This window comes from Flexivirga sp. YIM B11880 (assembly GCF_058148645.1).
Genome location: NZ_JBMAMH010000001.1, coordinates 896,702 through 920,170, shown reverse-complemented (window position 1 = coordinate 920,170; position 23,469 = coordinate 896,702). Strand labels below are relative to the sequence as shown.

Below are 23,469 nucleotides of genomic sequence, written 5' to 3'. Positions count from 1 at the left end.
CCTGAAAGGGTGGGTTGAGTAAGCTCACCTCGCTTGGGGCGACGCGCCGAAATTCGCACGCGTTGACCTCCTGCCGATATCCCGGTCTAAGTGCTCCGCTTCTCCCGCGACCCGTCATGGTGTGGCAACATGATCGGAAGAGTAAGCGGCGGGAGACCTAGACGTCCGGTCAGATGGTGCGCCCACTGCCGAGCGAGCGAGCGAACAAGCCCCGTTATTCCTCCGAAGGATTCCAGTTCATGGCGTCCTGGAGGATCACCGTCATCGTGCATCTCAAGCAAAGACTCCTTGCATGCCAAAAATGAGCGTCGCACGGAGATCCGGTGAACGGACGGTCGATGAAGCTCAGCTCGCCCTCGGAACCCTCTTCCGGGACAACTCGTTCCGGACTCCTGAGCCCGTGGAGATGGCGGTGGCCACGTCGGACTCGGACAGAACCAGGCAGAAGTTCGTGCAGCTCAAGGTTCAAACAGCGACAAATGATGCCGACCGCGAACAGATCTGGCGTCACCGAATAGCAGCCGCAACAGCGGCCACCGACGCATCAGCGTCGAACATCCTGAAGCCCATGAGGCTTCGAGACGTCCTGGCACTAGCCGAGGCGTCCGTCTCAGCGAGCCCGCCAATCGTCCTCTGCCGCCAATCGCTCACGAACAGGCTGGATGAGTGCAAGAAGCGACATAAGGCCTAGCGATACCGCACATCCAAGACCGCACCTCCATGCGACGCTGTTGCAAAATCCGCAGCACTGTGGACGTGGCAAAGCTAGGCTCATCAGCGATGGTCCTGGCACCTGGTGCGGCCATGCTCTCTAAGCTGGACGGCGAGATGAAGGATCGAAACTGCGCGCTACTAACCGGGCTACAGACGAAATGGCTGACCTGGATCCGCATCGTCGTCGGTCGAACGAGATGCTTCTGTTTGAGATGAGGCCGACGTCTGCGTCCGGCCAAGAAGTGGCTCCGGGGCCGGTACCGACCCTGACCGCATAGGTCCTGCGTCATCCGCTGCGGCTACACGCAGCAACAGCCGGAGAAGCCACGCCTGCCTAAAGCTGGTGATGACACACCAGGCGACACCGCCAAAGGCGACGGACCACGCCAACCGAGCTCCGTGTGTCACGTCTGCGACTTGAGCGGCCCAGCACACCAGGGCGCTGAGGGCGGTCGCGAGGGTTGTCTCAACCCAGTTCCTCGTGAGTGCCCTGCCTGCGCCCGCGCGCAACGCTCGTGCTCGTGCTCCCGCCATAGCCAGGTATGCGGAGACGGATATGCCAGCGAGACCACCGACTACAGCGACGATGTTGCCGGCAGACGAGTAGATCCCGAGGCGCGCTGCACGGTCCATAACTGAAGGATGAGGCACCAAGTCTCCATAAGAAGCGAGCGCGATCACAACGGCGAGTAGGACGTCTGGCCATGGGTGATCGCCCCACCACTTGAGTGGTGTGGCCCAGCTGTTCCCGCGCTGGCCAACCGTCGTCATACCGCCCAATGTAGGGGCGCGGACCGACGCTCGTCAGTCTCCAAGTTCGGGGTGCAACAGCAGGAGGCTCTCGACGTAATTAACCGCGCTCAGTAGACGGAGCGGACGGTCGTCGCCGCCCTCAACGAGGTTGGCTTTGAGGGTGAGATCATGCTCGACGAGATCTACCAACTGCTGCTTGGAGTAGTTCGGACCCTCCTCGAACAGGAGTCCAACGGAGGCTCGATCGCTGGGACTGAGGATTGGCAGCAGCCCGACCATGTCTTCCTTCAACGTCCGACGCGGATCCTGGTCACCGCCACGGTAGCGTTTCCGGCCCATGGAGACAGTGAGCGTCACACTTGCACCCGGGTAGCGGTCGAGCAGCTGGCTAACCTGATCTGCGATGTATCCATCAGCTTCGTCGATGTGGGACTCCGGGGTGAAGCGCACGTCAATCCTCTGCGCGGCATCGGCGGACCTGAGCCGCGCTACCTCCGCCTCGCGTACCACCGGCTCGACCGCGAAGGTCGTGTCGGGGAACATGTGCATCGCATTCAGCCAGTGCATGAGGTCGTTGTGCGTCGGTGCCGCGTTCCCTCCGCGCAGCACAGCAACGCGGTTTCGTCCCGGCATGAAGCAGATCACGGTTGAGTCCACGTAACGTTCGTTCTGAGCCGCAATCAGCTCTTGGACCGTGCCGGTGCGGAGGTTGGCGCGTGACATCCAATCGCCGTCGGCACGTGCCTTGTGCAGCAGAAGATGCGTTGCTTCGTTGCCTGGGGTGGGTGATCCGATGACGTCTCGCCCAGACGTGCTGACGATCGTCCTCTCGGTGAGCGGCTTCGTTGCCAGGTGATTGAGAGCCGCGTCCCAGCGAAGCGCGCGGTCGTACGGCATCAAGTTCGCGCTGCCCGCATCCAGGATGTCGTAGAGGGCGATCGTCTTCTCGTGCCTCGGTGTCGCCATCTGGTTCCCCTACTCCACTGGTTGCCAACTGGGCACGTGCCCGGCGCCAACAACGATCTCCGATGCCTTCAAGGTACAGACCATCTCAACCTCTATGACAGACGGTGGTAGCACCCTTGCTGTGTTGTGACCTGGCCGACGTAGGGCTACTGACCGAGCATCCCCAGAATCGACCGTGCTCTCCATGCGATTGTCCCCATGAAACCTTCGGCAACAAGACATCCTCGTCAACGAGTGCAGATAGGCTGTCAGCATTTCAGCTCGGGGAATCCGGTTCACACGCAGGGGGATACATGGTCGACGACTCCGACCCGAAGATGTGGGACTACCCGGAGCACACCGCGGCGAAGCACGACATCCTCGGCACCTACTTGGACGCTTGGTACCCTATACTCGCAAGCGGCTTTGGGCGCGTGCTGTTCATCGACGGCTTCGCAGGTCGAGGCGTATACAACGATGGCTCCGCAGGATCGCCCATAATTGCGATGGGAAGGCTTCTAAGGCATTCGGCGTGGAGTCGCATGAGCCGTCGCGAGTTTGTGTTCCTCTTCATCGAACACGACGCGGATAACGTCGCCTCCCTAAGAAACGCCATCGATCATTTCCGCGCAACTTGGGAAGCGGAGAACGGCTCCTGGCCGGGCAATGTCAAGTACGAGATACGCGAAGGTACCTTCACTGATCACGCCACTGAGATCTGCGATTACCTCGATGTGCAGCAGGCCAGCCTTGCGCCCACGTTTGCGTTCCTCGACCCTTTCGGCTGGACCGGCATGCCGATGTCACTGATTGCGCGACTCCTCAACTACCGGAGCTGCGAGGTCTTTATCAATTTCATGGTTGGTTTCGTGAACCGCTTCGTTACGCACCCGCACCAGGGCGGCAACATGAACGACCTGTTCGGCCTTGACGTGGATGCCATCATCGCGGACTACAAGGGTGGCGACAGAGTCGAGCACCTCCGTGACGTCTACATACGACAGTTGCTCGACGTAGCAGGGTTCACTTACGTGCGCTGGTTTGCCATGCGAAACCGCACAGGTAACGTTGGTTACTTCCTTCTCCACGGAACTCGCTCCGTGCTCGGTGTCGAGAAAATGAAGGACGCGATGTGGAAGACCGCCCCCGGTGGTGATTACTCATTTTCGGATCGGCTTGCGGGCATGGAGGTCTTGTTTCAACCTGAGCCGAGCCTTGAGCCCCTGCGCACGTCTCTCGTCGAGACATATGCCGGACAGAAAAATGTAATGGTGAACCCAGACCTGCAAGAGTGGGTCGTCCTTCACACGCCTTATCGGAAACCTCACCTCACCCAGGCTCTGAGAGAGCTCGAGAGGGCAGAGTCCGCGCCGTTCACGGTGAGCCGGCCGAACGGGAAGCGTCAGTTCGCAGCTGGAGTTACCATCGATTTCGCCTAATACGCCAATGCCGACTCAGGCATCTCGCTCCAACGACGTCCATCGAGTTCGCGACCATGCTGCTTGGGCGTCCGGCCGCCCCATTGCTTGAAGAAAAAAGCGACGCCCGACGCCACGCACTGATCACGGATGTCGGCAACCCACGCTGGGTCCATTGGGCGTGCTCTTGGGCCCGACTCCCCTCCCGCGATTACCCAGTCGATGCGATCCAAATCAAGATTCGGGAGTGCCGACAGTAATGGCTCGCAGGACAAGAACCGGATGCTCGCGGCGGTCTCGCGAAGGTGGTCGATGCGCCCAACGACATCGGTGCACTCCACCGAGACCCCCATCCAGAGATTGTCCGGCCAATCGAGCCGATCTGACATGCGCAAGAGTCGTAGCGATCGCTTTGTCAGCACCTGATACGTGTGCTGCGGCGTCTCCCGAATGACGTCGAAGACGTCACGGATGAATCCAATCGAAACCTTGGCATGAAACAGGTCGCTCATCGAGTTCACAAAGACGACCTTGCTGCCTCGCCAGCGGAAGGGTTGACCGAGTACTTGCGGATGGACGGTGATACCAAAGCCCGGCCCTGAAGTCCTCGGGTCACCGTCGTTCTGATACTTCTCAGCGCCCATCGCCTTCAGACGCTTCGCGAGCGCAAGCGCATAGCAGTTGTCGCACCCGGCTGCGACGCGGTCACACCCAGTTACGGGATTCCAGGTCACCTCGGTCCACTCGATGTTGCTCGCTGCCACGCCGCGCCTCCTCTTCGGACAAGCGTCCGATGACAGTCAACCCTATCGCGAAGCCCTTGCGGAAGGTGGCTCTAGCCTCCCGCGTGCCGTCACACCATCGCTCAGCTCCTTCTGTCCTACCGCCGCTTGGGACCCATGTCGGCAACGCTCGAAGATGAGGTGATCGCACGGTCTACCCACATCCCATCAACTCAGCCGCATTCGCTACCGATCGCGCACTCCGCGGGTCCGGTCTCGGTGCCACGCTGGCGCAGGATCCGTAGCACGGCGGACATGACGAAGCCGAGTTCCTCAACCCGGGCATTCTCGCCCGCGGTGGAGCACCGAACGATCTCGTCCTTGTCCGCCTCGCGCAGGCACCGTCGGCCACGAGCGGATCGATCAGCCGGCGACGTAGTGGTGTCAGGCAGCAAGCCGTCCGCGCTAGGCCTGCCACAGGGCCTCGGGTACTGCCGCGGTGGCAGGAGGGAGAGTGTATGGAAATGTTCCAGACGACCGCTAGAGGCGCTCCAAAATTGCTGCGAGTTCGCTCCAGCTTGGCGCCCTATCCTCGCGAAGTTCTCGACGTGCGCAAAGTTCTAGGGCCGCGATAATAGGGTCATCGTGTGAGAGGTTCCGACAGTAGGCTGTAGCCAAAAGTCCAGCCGTCTCGTTCACAATCGTATGCCGATCTCCGTTTCCATCTCGAAGCTTCACGGCAACATCTTTAAGATGCCGGACAAGGATGCGTCGATCATCCGGGTAAGGTGGAATGTGATCTAATCTCGAAAACACGTTCGCCATGCATCCCTCATTATAACAAAGAACATGACCCGCCCATATCAAATTGACGAATCGATATGGGCGGGTCATGCAGATATCACGAGGGCTTTCCCTCGACGTCGTACTCGTTGCCCTCGACATCGCGTGCGTACTTGTAATTACCCTCCGGGTCGATCACAACGTGCCCATGGTCAGCACCATCTCCGGGACCATTGAAGAGGATGTCGCGATCGCCGTCGTTCCCAACCTTGTCAGAGAATGAAGAGCTATCGAATGTTCCCACTGGACTTCACCTCCCTTCTTCCCTTGACTCGCTCGACCAGATCCTTCCGGCCTTCTCGTAGCCGCGCTGGTAGCGTGGCACCACTATGACAGACACACGACGGAAAGCACAAGACTTCAGACATGATGTCCTCAGTCGGAGATGGTGCGATGGCTGAGTTCGCAACCGATCCCTTCGGCCTAGGCGAACCACGGCGGCGGCTCGACGAGGCGGAGACGGTGGAGCGGATGCTCAGCGCCGGTGTGCGCATGGTCAACACGGCCGGACTGCGCGTCAGCTTCGACCTTCTGCGCATTGAGGACGTCATCGCCGAGGCGAACGTCTCGCGCTCCGCCGTCTACAAGCGTTGGCCACGCAAGGAGATGTACTACGCCGAGTTGCTACTCCGACTAGCTGGCGAGACACACCCCGCCCAGGGAGCGTTCGACCTCGGCACCCCAGCAACTGCCGTGCGGGTAGCGGTCGCACACCTCACCTGGTTCCGGACAGCTGTCGGCCGTCGACGGCTCCTAGTCGAAATGTGCCGCCTTGGTGCCCTCCAGAACTTCGAAGCTCTCCGCGACCGCCCCGACTGGCACATCTACATGACGCTGCACGCCGCGCTCTTGTCCCTGCCGCGCAACGACTACCGCAGCACACTTGAGAAGGCACTAGCGGACAGTGAACGCGCCTTCCTCGACGCCATGGTTGCCTTCTACGCCGACATGATGGAGGTGATCGGGTTCCGACTCAAGGACGACAGCGGCGATCTGGGTCTGCCCGAGTTCGCCTCACTTGGCGCAGCAGTGGTCGAAGGCCTTGTGCTGACCTCGGGTGCCACTCCCGAACTCGCTGAACGCCGATTCCTCGTAGACCCTTTCGGTGTAGGTGAACTGCAGGATTGGTCTTTCCCGGCGATTGGGTTCACGAGTATCGTGGTCTCGCTGACTGAGCAAAGCGATACCAGTGACTGGAACGATGACAAGCTTGGCGAGACGAAGACGCTGCTTGATGTGTATCTGAAACAGTCTGGATCCAACAGCCTGAGCAACGCCCAGAAGCAGGTCGGCGCCGAGCTGGGTGGTCTAACCGAGACTGCCTCACGCACGGGCGCCTTTGACAGCGAAGAATGACGCGGTAGCCCGCAAGACCCTCCTGAAGATCAATTTCTGGCCGATGCTCTCAGCCCTGATGAGACCGCCGACCGCGTGACACCATATCGTTCGCCGATAGCCTGGTACGTCCAGCCGCCTTCCGCAGCTGAACCAGCTCGGGAAGGGCCTCCTCAGGGATGAAGCGGCGCTTCCGAGGAACGCCGAGCCGCGCAAGGTGCTCGTAGAGCGCTGACGCCGCTATCCGTGCCTCCGCCGCCAACGTCGTCGCAGGCTCTCCGGCGGAGTATCGGCTCCCGAGCGCACACAGTTCATCATCGCCGAGCCGACTCCGCAGGCTATGGAACGTCCGCGGCTCGTTCCGCCGTCCGTCGCGTCGTCGTCGGGGTCCAGTCGTCGGCGGAGACGCTGGCGGAAGCGCTGCAGTCCCTCAGATTTCGAATACCGCCCAGCACCATCACGACACCACCCGCACGGATGTCACAACTGCCTCGCGGCCGGAAACCCGCTGCCGGCCCTTCAACACAACGAGCGAGTGACGTCACCGCTTCAGGCACTCAGTTCTCAGCCCATCCATATCGGAGCGGTCACTAAGTTACCCAGCAACCAATCGGGGTTCATACACAAAATGCACAGGATGCACTAGGTGACCATCTATTCGTCTAAAACGCTCGCGGATGCGTCAGTCCGCTGGCATGATGAGCCAATCGACCAATGGGGCGACTTGCGTGTGGTCGATTCAGGGGCGTGGTCTCGCTGGCTTTAGCGGCAAAGGCGCGCGGATAGGGAGTTGCGCATGTATGCCAAGCTGCGTCCGATCTGGTTGGTGACCACCGTTCTGGTGGCGCTTTTCGTCTTTGGCTCGGGATCGGCCTCGGCGATAGCTCCTTTGCCCTCAACCAGCCACCCAGGGCGATCCCAGGCTCCCACGGGGCATCCAAGCCTGTCCGCAAAGTCTTCTCCCGCCGCCGCAAGAGGCTATGGACACAGGTCTCGCCCAAAAAACATTTTGCCGCGTATGAGGACTGCGCGCCCCCGCGCCGGCGTGGTTCACACGGTGACTCGAGGCCAGGCGAAAGCTCAGGTCGCAGCAAAGGCCGCGAATGTTTCGGCCGCTACGTCTGGTTGGTCAGTGTCATTGTCATATACCGCGGACACTCAGGTGACGTTGACGGCGACCGTCAGTCAGCCCTTGGATAGCTCGGGTATGTGGGTCGAGATTTTCGACATCGCGAGCACTCACTCGACGACATATCTCGGGTGGTGCTCGACAGGTACGACATGCACGAAAGTCACCGTCCCTTCGGAAGCGCAAGGCCAGTACGTCGCGGTGCTGGGGTCCACCCTCGCCAATACCTACGCCACCTATCCTGCCGCCGACATTGTCGCCCAGTCGAGCGTGGCGTCTCCGCCCGCCTGGTCAGTCGGCCTGACGTACGCCTACGGCACAGTCAACTCATTTACCGCTACCACCAACTACCTGCTCAATGGTTCCGCCGCGGCCATGCTCCAGATCTTTGACATCTCGAGCAGCGCCTCGACCACATACCTGAACACCTCCTGTTCGTCCACCACGTGTACGGCCTCCAGCGTCCCGAACGAGAGTCCGAGCACCTACGTCGCAGTCGTCGGCAATCCTGCATCCAACACGTACGCCTCGTATCCAGCCGGGAAAATGTGGGCGCAATCGGCGTCCGTGACTCCACCGAAGTGGCACGTCAGCCTCGCACCCAGTGGGGACGGGTCGATGACCGCAACATCGAACTATTCGCGGAATAACTCCGCCATCTTCACTGAAATCTTTGACATCAGCGAGCCGCAGACCTGGGTCACGTATGTGGCGGACTGTGGTGGTCCGCCCCAGGGGAGCGCAGACGGCACGGCCTGTACCCCGAGCAACATCCCGCACCCTGCCGACGAGTTCATCGCAGTCGTCAGCCCCGCGCCGACCAACACGTTCCCACCATCGAAGATTTACGCAATTTCGACAGAGCTCAGCCTGGATGGTCCAGGCTGGCCCGGGGAGACGGCGGGCGGGAACAACGCATCGGAGCTGAACGAGTGCTACGCCTGCGCGGGCGACCCGATCAACACGCAGACTGGGCAGTTCTTCGAATCTGCGGCCGATCTGGCTTTCCCTGAAGCAGGGCCAAAACTAGAGGCGGCACGAACTTACTCCTCCGAATATGCCGATGTTGCCGGGCCCTTCGGCTACGGGTGGAACACCCCTTACGCCATGCACATCACGACTACTGGGACGGTCGGAGCACCGGGAAGCACGGCCACCGTCACGCAGGAGAACGGATCGGTTGTCTCATTTACCGCCGACAGCTCCGGAAATTACACGGCGCCCTCCCGAGTGTTGGCGTCCCTGACCGCCAACGCGGACGGGACGTGGACGTTCGTGCGGCGGCACGCCACCACCTTCACCTTCGACACCGCTGGGCATCTGACATCCATCGATGACCGCGCCGGCGACACTGTCACGGTCCAACACAACTCTGCAGGCCAAGTCGCGAGTGCAACCGATGCCGCCGGGCGCACCATCACCTTCGCCTACGACAGCGACGGACAGATCAGCTCGGCGACCGATTCCGCCGGGCGAATCGTTAGCTACGGCTACGACGCCGCCGACCGGCTGACTAGTGTCACCCGACCCGGCAACCGGACCACCACCTACACCTATGACGCCTCAAACCTGCTGACCTCCACCACCAGCCCCGGCGGTGCAGTCACCTCCAACACCTACGACGCCGCGAACCGGGTCACCTCCCAAACCGACCCGATGGGTCACCAAACCACCTACGCATACGCCTCCGGGACCACGACCGCCACCGACCCGATCGGCAACGTCACTAAGTACAACTACGTCAACGGTGTCCTCGCGTCGAAAGTCGCAGCTTCGGGCGCCAGCGTGGCCGCGACCTGGTCATACACCTACGATCCCGCAACCCTCGGCATCGCAACCGAGACCGACCCGGTCGGCAACGTCACCAAACACACCTACGACGCCGATGGCAACGTCCTGACGAGTACCGACGGCAAGGGTCACGTCACCACGACCACCTATAACAGCGCCGGCCAGCCACTCACTCAGACCGCGCCATCCGGAATCGTGACCGCCTGGACCTATGACGCGGCCGGAAACATCATCTCGCGTACGAACACCTCCGCCGACGGCGCGACCACGCAAACAACGCACTACAGTTATGGCGATCCGGCACACCCGAACGAAGCCACCGCGGTCAAAGACCCCGCCGGGCACACGACCAGCTACACCTATGACACCAACGGCGACCAGATCTCCATCACCGATCCCGACGGCAACACCACAACAGCGGTCTACAACGCCGTCGGTGAACAGACCTCGACAACCGACGGCCGCGGCAAAACCACGACCTACACCTACAACGCGGCCGGTCAGCTAACCGGCGTCGGCCTGCCCAATGGTGGTCAGACATCCGCGACATGGGACGCCGACGGACACGAAGCCAGCAGCACCGACGCCAACGGGCTCACCACGACCAACGCCTTCAACGCCGACGGCGAACTAACGACGGTCACCCGCCCGGACAACACCAGCATCGCCTACGGCTACGACGCCAATGGTCACCGCACCGGGTACACCGACCCCTCCGGGAACACCACTAGCTACACATACAACCAACTCGGACAACTCACCGGCAGTACCGACCCGGCGAACCGGACCATCACCTACGGGTACGACGGAGACGGCGACCAAACCAGCCAGATTGCCGCGGGCGGCGTCGTCACCACGAACACCTACGACGCCGACGGGCAGCTGACAAAAGCCAGCTACTCCGACAACACGCCAACCGTTTCCTACACCTACACGGTCGACGGACTGCGGGCCAGCATGCAGGATGGCACAGGCACCACCAGCTACACCTATGACGGACTGGACCAACTGATCAAAACGGTGGACGGAAACAGCGACGCCGTCACCTACACCCTCGACCCCAACGGACAGCCCACCGCGATCGGTTACCCCGACGGCACCACCGTCCATCGTGGCTACGACGCCAGCGGCAATCTCACCTCCGTCACCGACAACGCGGGCAACACCACAACCTTCACCTACGACCCCGAAAACTCCCTGGCCACCGAGACCTACCCCAACGGCGTCACCACCACAATTACGAGTAACGCCAACGACCTACCCACCGGCATCGCTGTGACCAGCGGGACGGGTAGCGCGGCGACGGTGCTCGGAGATTTCAGCTACAGCCGCAATGCCGGCGGTCAGATAACGTCCGAGAGCGACACCAACGCCGGCGGCCAGCCCGCCCAGACCTACACCTACGACGCTCTGGGGCACCTCGGGACTGCAACCAACAACACAACACCAGTCGGTGCCGGCAGCTACAGCTATAACGCCGACGGCGACCCGACCACGTTAGCCGACAGTGCGACGCTCACGTACAACGCCATCGATCAGGCCACCGGGTACACCCCGCCCACGGGGACGACCACCGCTCTGGCCTACACCAGCAACGGAGACCGCAGTACCGGACTCACCTCAGCCGGCGACCCGACCACATACGGCTACGACGGCGCCCACCGCATGACCACCGCCACCATCACCAGCGCCGGCACGGCCCAAACCGACAGCTACACGTACAACGGCGACGGTCTGCGCACGACCCTCACCACCAATACTGCAGGACCCGGTACCGGGACAACCCAGAACATGACCTGGGCCGCCAGCGTCGGCATCGTTCCGGCCTTATTGTCCGACTCAACCAACGACTACATCTACGGTCCCAGCGGGCAGCCCATCGAACAGGTCAGTGCGGCCGGTGCCATCACCTACCTTCACGTCGACCAGTACGGCTCCACCCGTCTCCTGACGGATACCCATGGCACCACGGTCGGCGCCTACGACTACACGCCGACCGGCCAGACCATCGCACACACCGGCACGGCCACCACTCAACTTCGCTGGAACGGCCAATACCAAGACCCCGACACCGGCCTCTACTACCTGCGCAACCGCTACTACGACCCTGTCACCGCACAATTCACCACGCCTGACCCACTGCTCAACCTCACCCATCAGCCGTATGCGTACGCCGGCGGAGACCCGCTCAACGCCGAGGACTCGCTCGGCCTGAGCTGGTGGAACCCCTTCAGCTGGAGCCCAGAAGTCAAAACCGCCGCCGCAGTCGCCGAAGTTGTGACAGTCGACGCTGTTGAGGAAGTCGCCACCGAGGGGGCAGCGACCCCGTTCCTGCCAGAAGAAGATGCCGCCATTCTCGGCATCGATGGGGCCGTCGGCACCGCAGCCGACGAGACGGCCGCCGAAGCGGATGCAGCTGACATCACAGAGGAGAGTGATTCGTCGGCTGTCTGCGACGAGGGTGCGACGACCGACCCCGCCGCACGTCGCGTGTACCTGCGTCAATCCACACGCGGAGCGATTCGGGACGCAGCACCGAGAACAGCTGACGGCGACTTCATCGATCCGAACACTTTCCAGGTGATTCCCCAGGAGGGTCCATTCGACTATGGACACGCGCCGGGGTATGAATGGTGGCGCACTCAGCAACTAGCCAGACGGGAAGGCTGGACTCGACGAGACATTATCGAATATGAGAACGATCCAAGCCACTATCGAATCGAAGACCCCAGTTCTAACCGAAGCCACCTGTATGAGGAACCATGACCTGCAAGCCGGACCGAGAGGGCAGACTGCCGCTGCACTACGCGGCGTTGGATAACAACTCCGACCAGGCAATCGAACGGATCGAGCTTGGCGACGATGTCAATGCGGGTGACCGGTTAGGGTTCACACCGCTGCACCTGGCTGCCCAGAATAGAGCGACGGACGCGATGCGAACGCTGCTGTGTCATGGTGCTGACGTCGACCGTCCGAACGCCTTCGGAAACACACCACTGTTCGTCGCCGTATTCAACTCAAGAGGCGAAGGCGAAGCGATCGACCTCCTGCGGGAGCACGGGGCAGACCCCTTCAAGGTGAACAAGAGTGGCCAGACCCCTGTCGGACTGGCGCGCCTAATCGCCAACTTCGACGTTGCAAGATTTTTCGCCGACCTTCCCTGACGTGCCACGACCAGAAGGCCATCTCCGAGCGCAGTTCGCCACGAGAGATCGCGTCTGCACGAGCGCAGCATCAGCGATCGACGTCCACGGCTCCCGCAGTCCGAAGGTGCCTGCTGATGGCCATGCGCGTCACGCCCAGCTGCTCCGCGATGCGCTGATGACTCCACCCCTCCTCCCGCAGGCGCAAAATCTCGACCACATCGGCGTTGCTGAGCCGATGGCGTTTGCGGGGAACGCCCAGCCAAGCAAACTGTTCGTACAGCGCACTGTCGGAAACCCCGAGGTCAATGGCGATCCCCGCCACCGACTCGCCCGCTCGGTACCTGTCGGCGGCCATGCGAAGTGCCTCAGCTCCCAGCCGCCGTCGCAAGGCGTGCACGTGGTGTGGTTCGCCTGTGGCAGGCTCAAGCGCACGCATGACGGGCATGATTTTAGCCTCAGTCAGCTTCCGAAGACGCTCCGCGTCGCTACGGAGACCGCCAAATTTCGAATAACGTCCCACCGCCACCGCCACACTGGAACCCCCGGGAGCTTGCCCCGGGGGTTTTCCTTTTGCGGTGGTGAGCTGAGCGCTCTTCATCTCGCAGCACGGTCCAGTAGTTCGTGCGGTATGGCGCACCAACTACTGGACCGGGTCATCCTCTGCTGGATCAGTCCAGCGCCCGTAGGTAACGCCGGGTGATCCGGTCCTGGACCAGGCGCGCCAACGGACCGGCAAGCCTGGTGTGCAGCCGCGCAGGACGGGAGAACGCCGTGATCCGCACCACCGGACGTCCGTCATACAGGGCAATGTCGAACAGCTCCTCGCCGGACTCCGGATGACCGGGCAGCGTGCCGTAGGCGAAGCCGGCGCGGTCCGGCTCGTCGATCAGCACCACCACCCGGCACGGCGCGTGGGCGACGAAGGGGCCGAGCCGAAGTCCCAACAACACGACGGCCCCCACGGCGGCCGGCCCCGACGCGTGCACCTGGAGACCGGCCCGCTCATGGACCTCCCATCCGAAAAGCGCGCGGCGGGCCGCAGCGAAGTCGACCCCGTCCGGGCACGCGCGTTCGCGTCGCACAAGCCGAAACCCTTGCGGTAGAGCCGGACCCAGGGTTGCTCCGGCCTCGGCATACGTCAGCGGCAGCGCCTGCAACCGCCGTGCGTCGTCCTCCGCCAAAAGCCTCATGGACGACCAGTCTGCTCGCGGATCAGACCGTGGCGTTGTCCGGGCCGGGCAGGACCGGACCGACCTTCAGGTACGACCGGCTCTGCGGTGGCTGACAGGTGACCTCCGGCAGCGGCAGGTATGCCGCGCGATAGGAGTCCGGCGGATAGACGCGGATGCCGCGCACGTTCACCTGCTGGCAATCGCTCTTGCGTGGCGCACTCGAGAGAAACAGTCCTGCTGACGCCGTCGCGTTCGGGATCAGCACCACCGGCTGATGCCCGACGACGCGGTCCGCCGGGAGCCCAACCTGATGACCGTCGTCGCCGGCGACATACGACACCCCCGGCGCACCGGTCAGCTTGCACACCGTGTGGCTGATGTTCGTGAACCGCAAGGGGCGGTGGGCGCCCTGCATGTCCGAGTTGCCGGTGCCGATCGACAGTTTCAACTGGTCGACCGTGCAGCGCGGCACCGGCTTGTCACCGGCGGACGTCGTGGCCGACGGCTGCTGGGCGGACGCGGTGGAGACCGGCGCGCTCGGCGTCCCGGGATTCGACGACGAGCCGCCGCTCGGCGTCCCGGTCGACGTCTGCGGCATGGGCCTCTCGCTGGATGCGGCAGACGACACGCGTGCCGAGGTGTGCCCGGCGGAGGCGGAGCCCGGCGAACCGCAGCCGGCGAGGAGCAACGCCATACCGGCGCCGGTTGCAGTGAGAGCAGTGCGTGCAGACGTGCGAATCATCGTGATCATCCCCTGCTCACGATCGATCTCTCGTCGATCGACCTCTCACAGGTATGACGCCTGACCATGCCCGCAGGTTGGGGCCGGAAAGGTCACCTTTGGTCGAGAAGGCCTCTGACATAAGCAAGTTGGCCGAGGTGCTGGGTGATGTCGCCGATCACCGAGACGACCCGGACGGCAGCGGTGACGGGAGGATCCCAGCGCTCGTCGACGATCCGCTCGTAGTCGGCCGGCCCGGTCATCCGCCCGAGGAGCTGCTTGGTCAGCTCCTGCACCGCCGTGTGATAGCCGATCAGCAACGTCACATCGGTCACCGAGAACGCTCCGACGTCCTCGCTGGACTGGCCGTAACCGATGCTGTGCACGTCGTAGGGCAATCGGAATCGCTCCGCCCACCCGGCGCTGATCCACACCTGCTCCACACCGCCGATGCCCGCCAGATGGTCGTCCTGCACCCGTGCGAGATGCCATGCGAGCCAACCGATCGGGTTCGCCGCCGGCGCCGGGCGCCAGAGCAGCTCGTCCCCCGTCAACCCGTCCAGCTGGGAAGCCAATTGGTCATGGACGCGGGTGAACGCGTCGAGCAGCAGGTCTGTCGTCACTTCCGCCATGTCAGCCATGTCTTCCAGACAACCACGAATCCGCGGGAGTCAGCGCCGCGGTGAGTCAGTGGGCAGGCGAAGCGGCTGCCGGCGACGGGCGTGTCACGCGATACCGCACGAACACCGGTATGGCGAAGGCGGCGAGGAGCACCAGCACCACCACGAGGACCCCGCCGCCCGCCGCCGTCGCAGCGGTGCCCGCGAGCGCCGCGACACCACCGTGCGCCACATCGGCGATCCGCGGACCGCCGGCCACCACCACCGTGAAGACACCCTGCAGCCGGCCGCGCACCGCGTCCCCGGCGGCCTCCTGCAACATCGTCGACCGGAACGCCGCGGACGCCATGTCGGCGGCGCCGCCGATGACCAGACCGGCAACCGCGACGATCAGGAAGCCGTCCGCGCTGCCGTCGGCGAGACCGACGCCCACGCCGAAGAGCACCATCGCCGCGCCCCAGACCACGATCGCGCAAACCACGGCCAGCCCCTGCCGTTCCACCCGCGACACCCAGCCGGAGAAGATGCCGCCGAGCACCGCACCGGCGGGAATCGCCGCGAACAGCAACGCGAAGGCGAGACCACCGTCGGTGGGACCGCCGAAGCTCTGGTGCGCGACCTGCGGGAAGAGGGCGCGCGGCATACCGAACACCATCGCGATGATGTCGACCAGGAAGGACATCATCAGCACCTTGTGGTTGCGGAGATAGCCGAATCCTTCGATCACGGAACGCAATCCGGCCCTCGGCGCGTCCTCGTGCTCGGGCGGCATCGCCGGCAGGGTGACGACCGCCCACAGTGTCGCGAACAGACAGATCGTGTCGGTCAGATAGAGATACTGATATCCGAGGACCGGGATCAGCGCGCCGCCGATGAGCGGCCCGGCGATCGCGCCGAACTGCATGACGGTCATGTTCAGCGAGTTGGCCGCGGGTAGCTGGTCCATCGGGATGAGCCGCGGCAGGATCGCCGTCCGGGTCGGCTGGTTCACGGCGAAGAACGCCTGTTGCACCGCGAACAGGACCAGGAGCAGCCAGACGTTGTTCGCGTGCATCGCCGCCTGCAGCCAGAAGAGCGCGCTGCAGCTGATCAGCCCGGCCGTGGAGATCATCAGCAGCCGCCGGCGGTCCATCGCGTCGGCGAGCGCGCCGCCATACAGCCCGAAGACGATCAGCGGCACCAACCCGAAGACACCGGTCAGCCCTACGTATGCCGAACTGCCCGTCTCGGCGTAGATCTGGGCGGGGACGGCGACCACCGTCAGTTGCGCGCCGACGACGGTGATGATGTTGGTGGTCCACAGCCGCTGGAAAGCGGGCACCTGCAACGGCCTGGTGTCCGCGAACATGCTGCGCAGCCTGGTCACTCGGCTCCTGTTCCGACTCGAAATATTCGCACCCCAATGTAAACGTCACGGCCGAACGGATGGAACGTGCCACCGTCCCGCGGACGTCGTTAGGCTGCAGCGACAAGGCGGAGGGCTCGGAGGACATGCAGCGCACCAAGGGCACGCAGGTGGGTGGCCGCTACCTGCTCGAGTCGCGCATCGCCGGTGGCGGCATGGGCGAGGTATGGCGAGGCACCGACACCGTCCTGGAGCGGCCGGTGGCGATCAAGCTGCTCAAGACCGGGCTGACCGACGACCCGGAGTTCCTCGCGCGGTTCCGGACCGAGGCGCGCAACGCCGCCCGGCTCAACCACGGCAACATCGCGCAGGTCTACGACTACGGAGAGGACAGCGGCACGGCATACCTCGTCATGGAGCTGGTCGAGGGCGATCCGCTGTCGAAGGTCATCGCCGAACGCGCGCCGATGGCCGAGGACGACGCCGTGCACCTGCTCGTGCAGGCCGCGAACGCGCTGCACGCCGCCCACGCCAAGGGCATCGTGCACCGTGACGTCAAGCCGGCGAACATCGTCGTCGACGACGAATCCATCGCCAAACTCACCGATTTCGGCATCGCACGGGCATTGGACGCCTCATCGATGACCCGGGCAGGTGAGGTGATGGGGACGCCGCAGTACCTCGCCCCGGAGGCTGCCATGGGCAAGGAGGCGACGCCGGAATCGGACATCTACTCCCTCGGCGTCGTGGCCTTCCAGATGCTCGTCGGGCATCTGCCGTTCCACGCCGACACCGCGGTCGGCTTCGCGCTCGCACACGTGCAGCAGCCGGTGCCGCCGCTGCCGGACTCCGTGTCGGCACCACTGCGCGCGGTGATCGATGCGGCGCTCGCGAAGAACCCCGACGACCGCCCGCGAGGTGCGGTGGAGTTCGCGCGTCAGTTGCAGGCGGCGATCGGCGTCGCTGCACCGACGACCCACCGCATGGCCCCGGTCCGCGTCGCGCACCTGCCCGACGCCCATCCCACGACGCCGGTGCCGCAGACCGTCGCCGGTCGGCCCTCCCGGCAGGCGGTGTTCACGCTGTCCCGCGGGCAGAACGCCCCGTTGTCGTCCACCGTGCTGTCGCTGCGGGTCGAGGCGTCCGGCGGCGCGACCGTCGACCTCATCGCCTGTGAGCTCGGCGCCGACGACCGTGCGCTCGGCGACGACAGCCTGGTCTTCTTCAACAACCGGGCCTCGCGCGACGGCGTCGTCCGGTTGCTGGACTCGGGCCGGGTCGAGTTCGATGCCGCCGCGCTCGGACCCGAGGTGCACGCGGTGGTCGTCGGTATGGCGGTCGACCCGCCCGCCATACTCGGTGACCTCGCGGACCTGCGCACCACGTTGTATGCCGGGAGTGGTGAGCAGCGTGAGGAATTCCGGCTGCCCGCCGAGCTGACCGACGAGCGCGCGGCGCTGCTGGTACGGGTCTATCGCCGCGGCGACGCGTGGAAGATCCGCAATGTGTCCGCCGGCTGGCAGTCCGGGCTGCCGGCGATGGTCGACGCGCTCGGGCTGACCGTAGCCGCGCCCTCCTCTGATTGAGCGGCACAGCGTCGCATTGACCGGCATCCGGATTCGGGCCGATTCCGTATGCCGGTCAATGTGCGGGTATGCCGCTCAATCCGAGAGGGGACGGAAGCGCCGGAGCCGCAGCGAGTTCAGCACCACGAACACCGACGAGAAGGCCATCGCGAAGCCGGCCACCATCGGGCCGAGCCGGCCGCTCATCGCCAGCGGGATCGCCGCGACGTTGTAGCCGAACGCCCACACCAGGTTGGACTTGATCACTCGTAACGTGCTGCGTGACAACCGGATCGCGTCGGCGGCGCCGCGCAGGTCGCCGCGGACGAGGGTCAGGTCGCTGGCCTCGATCGCGACATCGGTGCCGGTGCCCATCGCGATGCCGAGGTCGGCCTGGGCGAGCGCCGCCGCATCGTTGACGCCGTCGCCGACCATCGCCACGACACGCCCTTTGTCCTGCAGCCGACGCACCTCGGACGCCTTGTCCTCGGGCAGCACGCCGGCGATGACGTCGTCGATGCCGACCCGCGCGGCGACCGTCCGGGCGACCGCCTCGTTGTCGCCGGTCAGCAGGACCGGCCGCAGCCCGAGCCGTCGCAGGTCGCTCACCGCGACGGCCGACGTCGGCTTGATCTCGTCCGCGACGGCGATCAGCCCACGGGCCACATCGTCCCAGGCCACGGCAACCACGGTCTCTCCCGCCGCTTCCGCATTCGCCATCGCCGACGTCAGGTCCTCGGGCAGGTGAATGTTGCTGCGAGCCAAGAGGTTCGGTCGGCCGACAACGACGTCCTGGCCGGACACGGACCCCGTGACACCGAGACCGCTGACATCCGCCATCCGCTCGACCGCGGCGAGGGCGCCCCCCGCTTCGGCGGCGTCGGTGATCGCCCGGGCGATCGGGTGCGCCGACCCGTGCTCCAGGGCGCCGGCGAGCGCCAGCACCTGGTCGGCCGACTCACCCGTAGCCGGTATGACGCGCGCCACCCGCATCACGCCCGTCGTGACCGTGCCGGTCTTGTCCAGTAGCACGGTGTCGATCGTGCGGGTGCTCTCCAGCACCTCCGGACCCTTGATCAGCAGGCCCAGTTGCGCCCCGCGGCCGCTGCCGACCAGCAGCGCGGTCGGCGTGGCAAGTCCGAGCGCGCAGGGACACGCGATCACCAGCACCGCGACAGCGGCCGTGAACGCGGTGACGACGGAGCCGTCCAAGACGACCCAGCCGAGGAACGTCAGCAGCGCCAGCCCGATGACCGCGGGCACGAAGACGGAGGAGACCCGGTCCGCGAGGCGCTGGACCTGCGCCTTGCCGGTCTGCGCCTCCTCCACCAGCCGGCCGAGTTGCGCGAGCGCGGTGTCCGAGCCCACCCGGGTCGCGCGCACGACCAGCTTGCCGCCCGCGTTCACCGCGGACCCGGTCACCGGCGAACCGGGCGCCACCTCGACGGGGACCGACTCACCGGTCATCGCCGAGTTGTCGACCGCCGAGCTGCCCTCGACGACCTCGCCGTCGGTGGCGATCTTCTCCCCCGAGCGCGTCACGAAGAGATCTCCGACCCGCAGTTCCTCGACAGGCACAGTGGATTCGCGTCCGTCGCGGACGACCGAGACGCTCTTGGCGCCCAACTCGAGCAGCGCGCGCAACGCCGCTCCGGCTGCCCGCTTGGAGCGCGCCTCCAGGTAGCGGCCGGTCAGCAGGAACGCCGTCACGCCGGCGGCCGCCTCCAGGTAGATCGTGCTCGCGCCCTCGCCCGGCGATGTGGTCAGCGAGAAACTGTGCCGCATGCCCGGCATACCGGCGTCACCGATGAAGAGCGCGTAGAGCGACCAGCCGAAGGCTGCCAGCGTGCCGACGCTCACCAGCGTGTCCATCGTCGTGGTGCGGTGCCGCAGGCCTGCCCAGGCCGCGCGGTGGAACGGCAGCCCGCCCCACACCACCACGGGGGCCGTGAGCACCAGTGACAACCACTGCCAGTTGCGGAACTGGAAGGCCGGCACCATCGCGAGCACGATGACCGGGGCGGCCAGCAGCCAGCTCACGGTCATCCGGTGGCGCAGCCCGGCGGTCTCGTCCGGCTCCTCCGCTGGCGCCTCGCCGGTGGCAGCGGGGGGCTCGGGAAGCCTTGCGTCATACCCCGCCGCCTGTATGACGCCGACCAGCTGCTCGGTCGAAACACCCGCCGGGTAGGACACTTTGGCCTTCTCCGTCGCAAAGTTGACCGTGGCGTCGACGCCGTCCAGCTTGCGCAGCTTCTTCTCGATGCGCATCGCACACGACGCGCACGTCATCCCGGTGATGCCCAGCTCCACCTCGTGGACCGGTGCGGGACTTTCCGTTGTCATGTCGTCACCTCCAGTCGACGCCAACTATACCCCCCATGGGTATATTCCCAGTCGGTCGCCTACGCTGCTGTTCCGTGACCAACCGCAGCACCGACCCGAATGCCTTCTACGTCCCTGTCGCGCCCGGGGTCTACCAGCCGACGATGCACGTGCAAGGCGCCTGGCAGGAGACCGAGCAGCACCTGGCACCGGTCAGCGGACTGATCACGCACGAACTGGCGCAGCACGAGCAGCGTGAGGACATGCAGATCGGACGGATCTGCTTCGACGTCTTCGGGATGATCCCCTTGGAGGAGAGCACCGTTCACGTCGAGACGATCCGTCCGGGCCGGACGATCGAGCTGCTGGAGGCAACGCTGACGATCGGCGGACGCACCATCATCCGTGCCCGCGCCTGGCGGCTCGCCGTCTCCGACCTGACTGACGTCGAGGGATACGAGCTTCCCTCGATGCCCGGCCCGGACGACACGGAGACCCTCGACGGCGCCTCGGAGTGGCCGGGGGGTTACATCCGGTCGCTGCAACTCCAGGCCGTCCCGGGCGGTCGCGAAGGGCGCCGCCAGGTGTGGGTGAGCACCGACTGCGAGCTGATCGACGGCGTGGAGGTGGCACCGATCGCGGCATACACGATGCTCGTCGACACCGCCAATGGCATCGCCACCCGGGTGCGGCCGACGAAGCTGATGTTCCCCAATGTCGATCTGACGCTGCATTTCGTGCGGGAGCCCGACCCCACCCTGGTCGGGCTGGACACGAGCGTCACCTTCGGTCCGAACGGCCTCGGCCTGACGTCCTCAGTGCTGAACGACATCCATGGGCCGGTCGGCCGGGTCGAGCAGTGCCTCACGGTGCGGCACTTTCCAACTCGATAGGACCCCCGAGCCACCGAGGCCTCGGGGTAGGTGCAGCGGCCGCCGGTGCAGCACCCGCCACACGCCCAGCAGCACGAGCGCGTAGAGCACACCGGCGATTTCGTCGGTGACGTAGTGCTCACCGGAGTAGACCAGGGTGAACGCCATCAGCGCCGGATAGAGCAACAGCAAGGGCCGGATCCACCGCCGCACGCTGAACCAGAAGAAGCCGACCACCAGTGTCGCGGTCGCCATGTGCAGCGACGGCATGGCCGCGACCGGATTGGACCGGGCCTGCGCATCGCCGAGCACCTCTTCGGCGACATGGAAATCCAGCCACGCCCAGCCCTGCCCCGGGATGCGATAGATCTCGGTTCCGGAGATGTAACCCTGCTGGGACGCCAGCCACGGCGGGCTCATCGGGAAGAGGAAGTAGGTCGCGACCCCGGCCACCGCGAGGGCGACCACCAGCGCCGCCCAGGCGCGGAACCGTTCGCGCGACCGGATCCAGAGCACCGCCGCGATGATCGGCGAGACCACGAAATGGCTGCAGTAGCAAAGGGTCACGAAAACCGACCACCAGCGCGCGTCCGTCACCGCGTCGCTGAGGTGCTGCTGGATCCACTGGCTGGGCAGGGTGCCACCGAAGAGCCATTCGTCCATCCGGATCGGGAAGGTGACGTGCAGCGGCATGCCGATGCGGTTCACCGCACCCTCGAGCGGGAAACCAGCGCTGAAGCCGCCGCTGAAGTATGACGCGGCGCCGTAGCTGTAGTCGTAGGCCAGCAGAATCCCTTGGAACGGAAGCCAATCCAGCATCATCCGGCCCCACGCCCGCCAGCCCCTTCCGACGCAGACCGCGCTCAGCCCGGCGATGATCCAGAGCGTGAGACCGACCCGGTCCATCGGAACACCACGGGTCACGCAGGAAGCGGCGAGCACAGCGGCATACAGGCCGATCGCCATCCACCGCACCGTGTCCCACGGCAGCCGGGAGGAGAACGTAGTGGGGACGCTTTCCTCCCCTGCGGTGACCATTCGAAACATAGTAGACAAACACTCCATGCCCGGCCGGTGGATTCCCCACCCACGGAAGGTGGGTATGACGTGAGGGCGGACCCGGCGTGACGTCACGCCGCTCGCGTGGCAGGCTCGGAGCCGAAGGCGAGGAGCACGTCGGCATACGGAACGGAGATCGCAGAGCGATGGCTGGGATGGCATACAAGGCACTGATCGCGGTGTCCGGCATCGCGGCCGGGCGGGCCGCGCGGCAAGTCACGGCAACCACGTGGAAGGCGGCGACCGGCGGCACCCCGCCGGTCAACAAGCACGACCCCAACTACTCCGCGGCGCAGGTGGCGGTCTTCACGATCCTGGCGTCCGCGATCGCGGGCGGCTTCCGGGCCTACGCGCAGCGCAAGGCGTCGGACTACTACACCAAATCGACCGGTCACCTACCCCCGCCCGTCCAGAAAGCCCGGGAGAAGGCCGCCGTCGATGCCATCGCCGGCAAGAAGGGCACGTCGAAGCACTGAGCCGTTTCACGGCTTCTGCTGACGCGTGATCGTCGGTTAGGCTCACCTGATGAGCGACGCGACCACGGATCACGGGGCGCCGGTGGGCCACGCCGACCCGCGCACCGATCTCGCGCGCGACGGGGACGTCGCCGGGCTCGTCGCGCAACTCGACGCCGGTATGCCGGTCGACCTCACCGACTCCTGCGGCAACACACTGCTGATGCTCGCGGCCTACCACGGGCACGCCGGCGCGGTGTCGGCGCTGCTCGAGCGCGGCGCCGACGTCAACCGGCTCAACGACCGGGGCCAATCGCCTTTGGCGGGAGCCGTTTTCAAGGGTGAGGACACCATCGTCTGGCTGCTGCTCGACGCCGGCGCCGACGTCAACACCGGCTCGCCGTCCGCCGCCGCCACCGCCGAGCTCTTCGGCCGCGGCGACCTGCTGCGCTGAGACGGCCCACCGCCCACTCCCGCGATTGAGCGGCATATCGACTGATTGAGCGGCGTACCGATTCCGCCGGAATCGCTAGGCCTCTCGC

20 protein-coding genes are annotated in these 23,469 nt (G+C 64.9%); 10 read left to right on the top strand and 10 right to left on the bottom strand.

Going from position 1 to position 23,469, the window contains the following annotated elements; genetic code table 11:
- Window positions 1-301: 301 nt before the first annotated feature.
- Window positions 302-691 carry a hypothetical protein gene (locus ACN8HC_RS04265; RefSeq protein ID WP_490073621.1) on the top strand — a complete coding sequence of 130 codons (390 nt, stop codon included), beginning with the start codon at window positions 302-304 and terminating at the stop codon, window positions 689-691.
- Window positions 692-1,518: 827 nt separating this feature from the next.
- Here the strand turns inward: ACN8HC_RS04265 and ACN8HC_RS04260 are convergent.
- Window positions 1,519-2,433 carry a hypothetical protein gene (locus ACN8HC_RS04260; RefSeq protein WP_490073620.1) on the bottom strand — a complete coding sequence of 305 codons (915 nt, stop codon included), beginning with the start codon at window positions 2,431-2,433 and terminating at the stop codon, window positions 1,519-1,521.
- A 293-nt stretch (window positions 2,434-2,726) separates the two neighbouring features.
- Here ACN8HC_RS04260 and ACN8HC_RS04255 point away from each other — a divergent pair, with 293 nt between their 5' ends.
- Window positions 2,727-3,851 (top strand): three-Cys-motif partner protein TcmP, encoded by a 1,125-nt coding sequence (locus ACN8HC_RS04255; protein ID WP_490073619.1) that lies wholly within the window; start codon window positions 2,727-2,729, stop codon window positions 3,849-3,851.
- Here the strand turns inward: ACN8HC_RS04255 and ACN8HC_RS04250 are convergent.
- Window positions 3,848-4,594, bottom strand: a complete 747-nt coding sequence (locus ACN8HC_RS04250) for a DUF5131 family protein (protein WP_490073618.1) — start codon at window positions 4,592-4,594, stop codon at window positions 3,848-3,850. The genes ACN8HC_RS04255 and ACN8HC_RS04250 overlap by 4 nt on opposite strands.
- Window positions 4,595-5,453: 859 nt before the next feature.
- Entirely contained in the window at window positions 5,454-5,639 is a 186-nt protein-coding gene (locus ACN8HC_RS04245; protein WP_490073617.1) for a hypothetical protein, read from the bottom strand.
- A gap of 149 nt (window positions 5,640-5,788) precedes the next feature.
- On the opposite strand from ACN8HC_RS04245, the gene ACN8HC_RS04240 reads away from it, so the two are divergent.
- The 3 genes from ACN8HC_RS04240 to ACN8HC_RS04230 all read left to right on the top strand — a co-directional run bounded on the left by ACN8HC_RS04240 (window position 5,789) and on the right by ACN8HC_RS04230 (window position 12,814).
- Entirely contained in the window at window positions 5,789-6,751 is a 963-nt protein-coding gene (locus tag ACN8HC_RS04240) for a TetR/AcrR family transcriptional regulator (protein ID WP_490073616.1), read from the top strand.
- Between the two features lie 1,141 nt (window positions 6,752-7,892).
- Entirely contained in the window at window positions 7,893-12,416 is a 4,524-nt protein-coding gene (locus tag ACN8HC_RS04235; protein ID WP_490073615.1) for a GH-E family nuclease, read from the top strand.
- Complete coding sequence (locus tag ACN8HC_RS04230; protein WP_490073614.1) at window positions 12,413-12,814, top strand: ankyrin repeat domain-containing protein; 402 nt, start codon at window positions 12,413-12,415, stop codon at window positions 12,812-12,814. Before ACN8HC_RS04235 ends, ACN8HC_RS04230 begins: the two co-directional genes overlap by 4 nt.
- Window positions 12,815-12,884: 70 nt before the next feature.
- Here the strand turns inward: ACN8HC_RS04230 and ACN8HC_RS04225 are convergent, their stop codons facing one another.
- The 3 genes from ACN8HC_RS04225 to ACN8HC_RS04215 all read right to left on the bottom strand — a co-directional run bounded on the left by ACN8HC_RS04225 (window position 12,885) and on the right by ACN8HC_RS04215 (window position 14,416).
- Window positions 12,885-13,151, bottom strand: coding sequence for a helix-turn-helix domain-containing protein (locus ACN8HC_RS04225; RefSeq protein ID WP_490073613.1), 267 nt, complete (start codon window positions 13,149-13,151; stop codon window positions 12,885-12,887).
- A 313-nt stretch (window positions 13,152-13,464) separates the two neighbouring features.
- Window positions 13,465-13,986: a DUF1990 domain-containing protein gene (locus ACN8HC_RS04220; RefSeq protein ID WP_490073612.1), complete on the bottom strand. Its 522-nt coding sequence runs from the start codon at window positions 13,984-13,986 to the stop codon at window positions 13,465-13,467.
- 22 nt (window positions 13,987-14,008) lie between these two features.
- Window positions 14,009-14,416: a DUF4232 domain-containing protein gene (locus ACN8HC_RS04215; RefSeq protein WP_490073611.1), complete on the bottom strand. Its 408-nt coding sequence runs from the start codon at window positions 14,414-14,416 to the stop codon at window positions 14,009-14,011.
- Between ACN8HC_RS04215 and ACN8HC_RS04210 the strand changes: the two genes are divergently transcribed.
- Window positions 14,382-14,774, top strand: a complete 393-nt coding sequence (locus tag ACN8HC_RS04210) for a hypothetical protein (RefSeq protein ID WP_490073610.1) — start codon at window positions 14,382-14,384, stop codon at window positions 14,772-14,774. The genes ACN8HC_RS04215 and ACN8HC_RS04210 overlap by 35 nt on opposite strands.
- Window positions 14,775-14,802: 28 nt before the next feature.
- Here the strand turns inward: ACN8HC_RS04210 and ACN8HC_RS04205 are convergent, their stop codons facing one another.
- Together ACN8HC_RS04205 and ACN8HC_RS04200 are read right to left on the bottom strand one after the other, a co-directional pair.
- Entirely contained in the window at window positions 14,803-15,330 is a 528-nt protein-coding gene (locus tag ACN8HC_RS04205) for a mycothiol transferase (RefSeq protein WP_490073609.1), read from the bottom strand.
- 46 nt (window positions 15,331-15,376) lie between these two features.
- Window positions 15,377-16,657, bottom strand: coding sequence for an MFS transporter (locus tag ACN8HC_RS04200; RefSeq protein ID WP_490073608.1), 1,281 nt, complete (start codon window positions 16,655-16,657; stop codon window positions 15,377-15,379).
- Window positions 16,658-16,734: 77 nt separating this feature from the next.
- Here ACN8HC_RS04200 and ACN8HC_RS04195 point away from each other — a divergent pair, with 77 nt between their 5' ends.
- Window positions 16,735-18,240, top strand: coding sequence for a protein kinase domain-containing protein (locus ACN8HC_RS04195; protein WP_490073607.1), 1,506 nt, complete (start codon window positions 16,735-16,737; stop codon window positions 18,238-18,240).
- 75 nt (window positions 18,241-18,315) lie between these two features.
- On the opposite strand, the gene ACN8HC_RS04190 is transcribed toward ACN8HC_RS04195, so the two are convergent.
- Complete coding sequence (locus tag ACN8HC_RS04190) at window positions 18,316-20,562, bottom strand: heavy metal translocating P-type ATPase (RefSeq protein WP_490073606.1); 2,247 nt, start codon at window positions 20,560-20,562, stop codon at window positions 18,316-18,318.
- A gap of 74 nt (window positions 20,563-20,636) precedes the next feature.
- Here ACN8HC_RS04190 and ACN8HC_RS04185 point away from each other — a divergent pair, with 74 nt between their 5' ends.
- A complete protein-coding gene (locus ACN8HC_RS04185) occupies window positions 20,637-21,434 on the top strand; it encodes a thioesterase family protein (RefSeq protein WP_490073605.1) in 798 nt (265 codons plus the stop codon).
- Here the strand turns inward: ACN8HC_RS04185 and ACN8HC_RS04180 are convergent.
- Window positions 21,357-22,451: a phosphatase PAP2 family protein gene (locus ACN8HC_RS04180; RefSeq protein WP_490073604.1), complete on the bottom strand. Its 1,095-nt coding sequence runs from the start codon at window positions 22,449-22,451 to the stop codon at window positions 21,357-21,359. The two genes, ACN8HC_RS04185 and ACN8HC_RS04180, sit on opposite strands and share 78 nt — an antisense overlap.
- 167 nt (window positions 22,452-22,618) lie before the next feature.
- On the opposite strand from ACN8HC_RS04180, the gene ACN8HC_RS04175 reads away from it, so the two are divergent.
- Together ACN8HC_RS04175 and ACN8HC_RS04170 are read left to right on the top strand one after the other, a co-directional pair.
- On the top strand, window positions 22,619-22,948 hold the full coding sequence (locus ACN8HC_RS04175; RefSeq protein ID WP_490073603.1) for a DUF4235 domain-containing protein: 330 nt from the start codon (window positions 22,619-22,621) through the stop codon (window positions 22,946-22,948).
- Window positions 22,949-22,997: 49 nt separating this feature from the next.
- Entirely contained in the window at window positions 22,998-23,381 is a 384-nt protein-coding gene (locus ACN8HC_RS04170) for an ankyrin repeat domain-containing protein (RefSeq protein WP_490073602.1), read from the top strand.
- Window positions 23,382-23,469 lie beyond the last annotated feature (88 nt).

What these genes read in the sequence shown, in the direction of transcription:
- ACN8HC_RS04265 (WP_490073621.1), top strand. Translation starts at nt 302, where the DNA reads ATGAGCGTCGCACGGAGATCCGGTGAACGGACGGTCGATGAAGCTCAG.
- ACN8HC_RS04260 (WP_490073620.1), bottom strand. Translation starts at nt 2,433, where the DNA reads ATGGCGACACCGAGGCACGAGAAGACGATCGCCCTCTACGACATCCTG.
- ACN8HC_RS04255 (WP_490073619.1), top strand. Translation starts at nt 2,727, where the DNA reads ATGGTCGACGACTCCGACCCGAAGATGTGGGACTACCCGGAGCACACC.
- ACN8HC_RS04240 (WP_490073616.1), top strand. Translation starts at nt 5,789, where the DNA reads ATGGCTGAGTTCGCAACCGATCCCTTCGGCCTAGGCGAACCACGGCGG.
- ACN8HC_RS04230 (WP_490073614.1), top strand. Translation starts at nt 12,413, where the DNA reads ATGACCTGCAAGCCGGACCGAGAGGGCAGACTGCCGCTGCACTACGCG.
- ACN8HC_RS04225 (WP_490073613.1), bottom strand. Translation starts at nt 13,151, where the DNA reads ATGGCCGCCGACAGGTACCGAGCGGGCGAGTCGGTGGCGGGGATCGCC.
- ACN8HC_RS04220 (WP_490073612.1), bottom strand. Translation starts at nt 13,986, where the DNA reads ATGAGGCTTTTGGCGGAGGACGACGCACGGCGGTTGCAGGCGCTGCCG.
- ACN8HC_RS04210 (WP_490073610.1), top strand. Translation starts at nt 14,382, where the DNA reads ATGTCCGAGTTGCCGGTGCCGATCGACAGTTTCAACTGGTCGACCGTG.
- ACN8HC_RS04205 (WP_490073609.1), bottom strand. Translation starts at nt 15,330, where the DNA reads ATGGCTGACATGGCGGAAGTGACGACAGACCTGCTGCTCGACGCGTTC.
- ACN8HC_RS04200 (WP_490073608.1), bottom strand. Translation starts at nt 16,657, where the DNA reads ATGTTCGCGGACACCAGGCCGTTGCAGGTGCCCGCTTTCCAGCGGCTG.
- ACN8HC_RS04195 (WP_490073607.1), top strand. Translation starts at nt 16,735, where the DNA reads ATGGAACGTGCCACCGTCCCGCGGACGTCGTTAGGCTGCAGCGACAAG.
- ACN8HC_RS04190 (WP_490073606.1), bottom strand. Translation starts at nt 20,562, where the DNA reads ATGACAACGGAAAGTCCCGCACCGGTCCACGAGGTGGAGCTGGGCATC.
- ACN8HC_RS04180 (WP_490073604.1), bottom strand. Translation starts at nt 22,451, where the DNA reads ATGGTCACCGCAGGGGAGGAAAGCGTCCCCACTACGTTCTCCTCCCGG.
- ACN8HC_RS04175 (WP_490073603.1), top strand. Translation starts at nt 22,619, where the DNA reads ATGGCTGGGATGGCATACAAGGCACTGATCGCGGTGTCCGGCATCGCG.
- ACN8HC_RS04170 (WP_490073602.1), top strand. Translation starts at nt 22,998, where the DNA reads ATGAGCGACGCGACCACGGATCACGGGGCGCCGGTGGGCCACGCCGAC.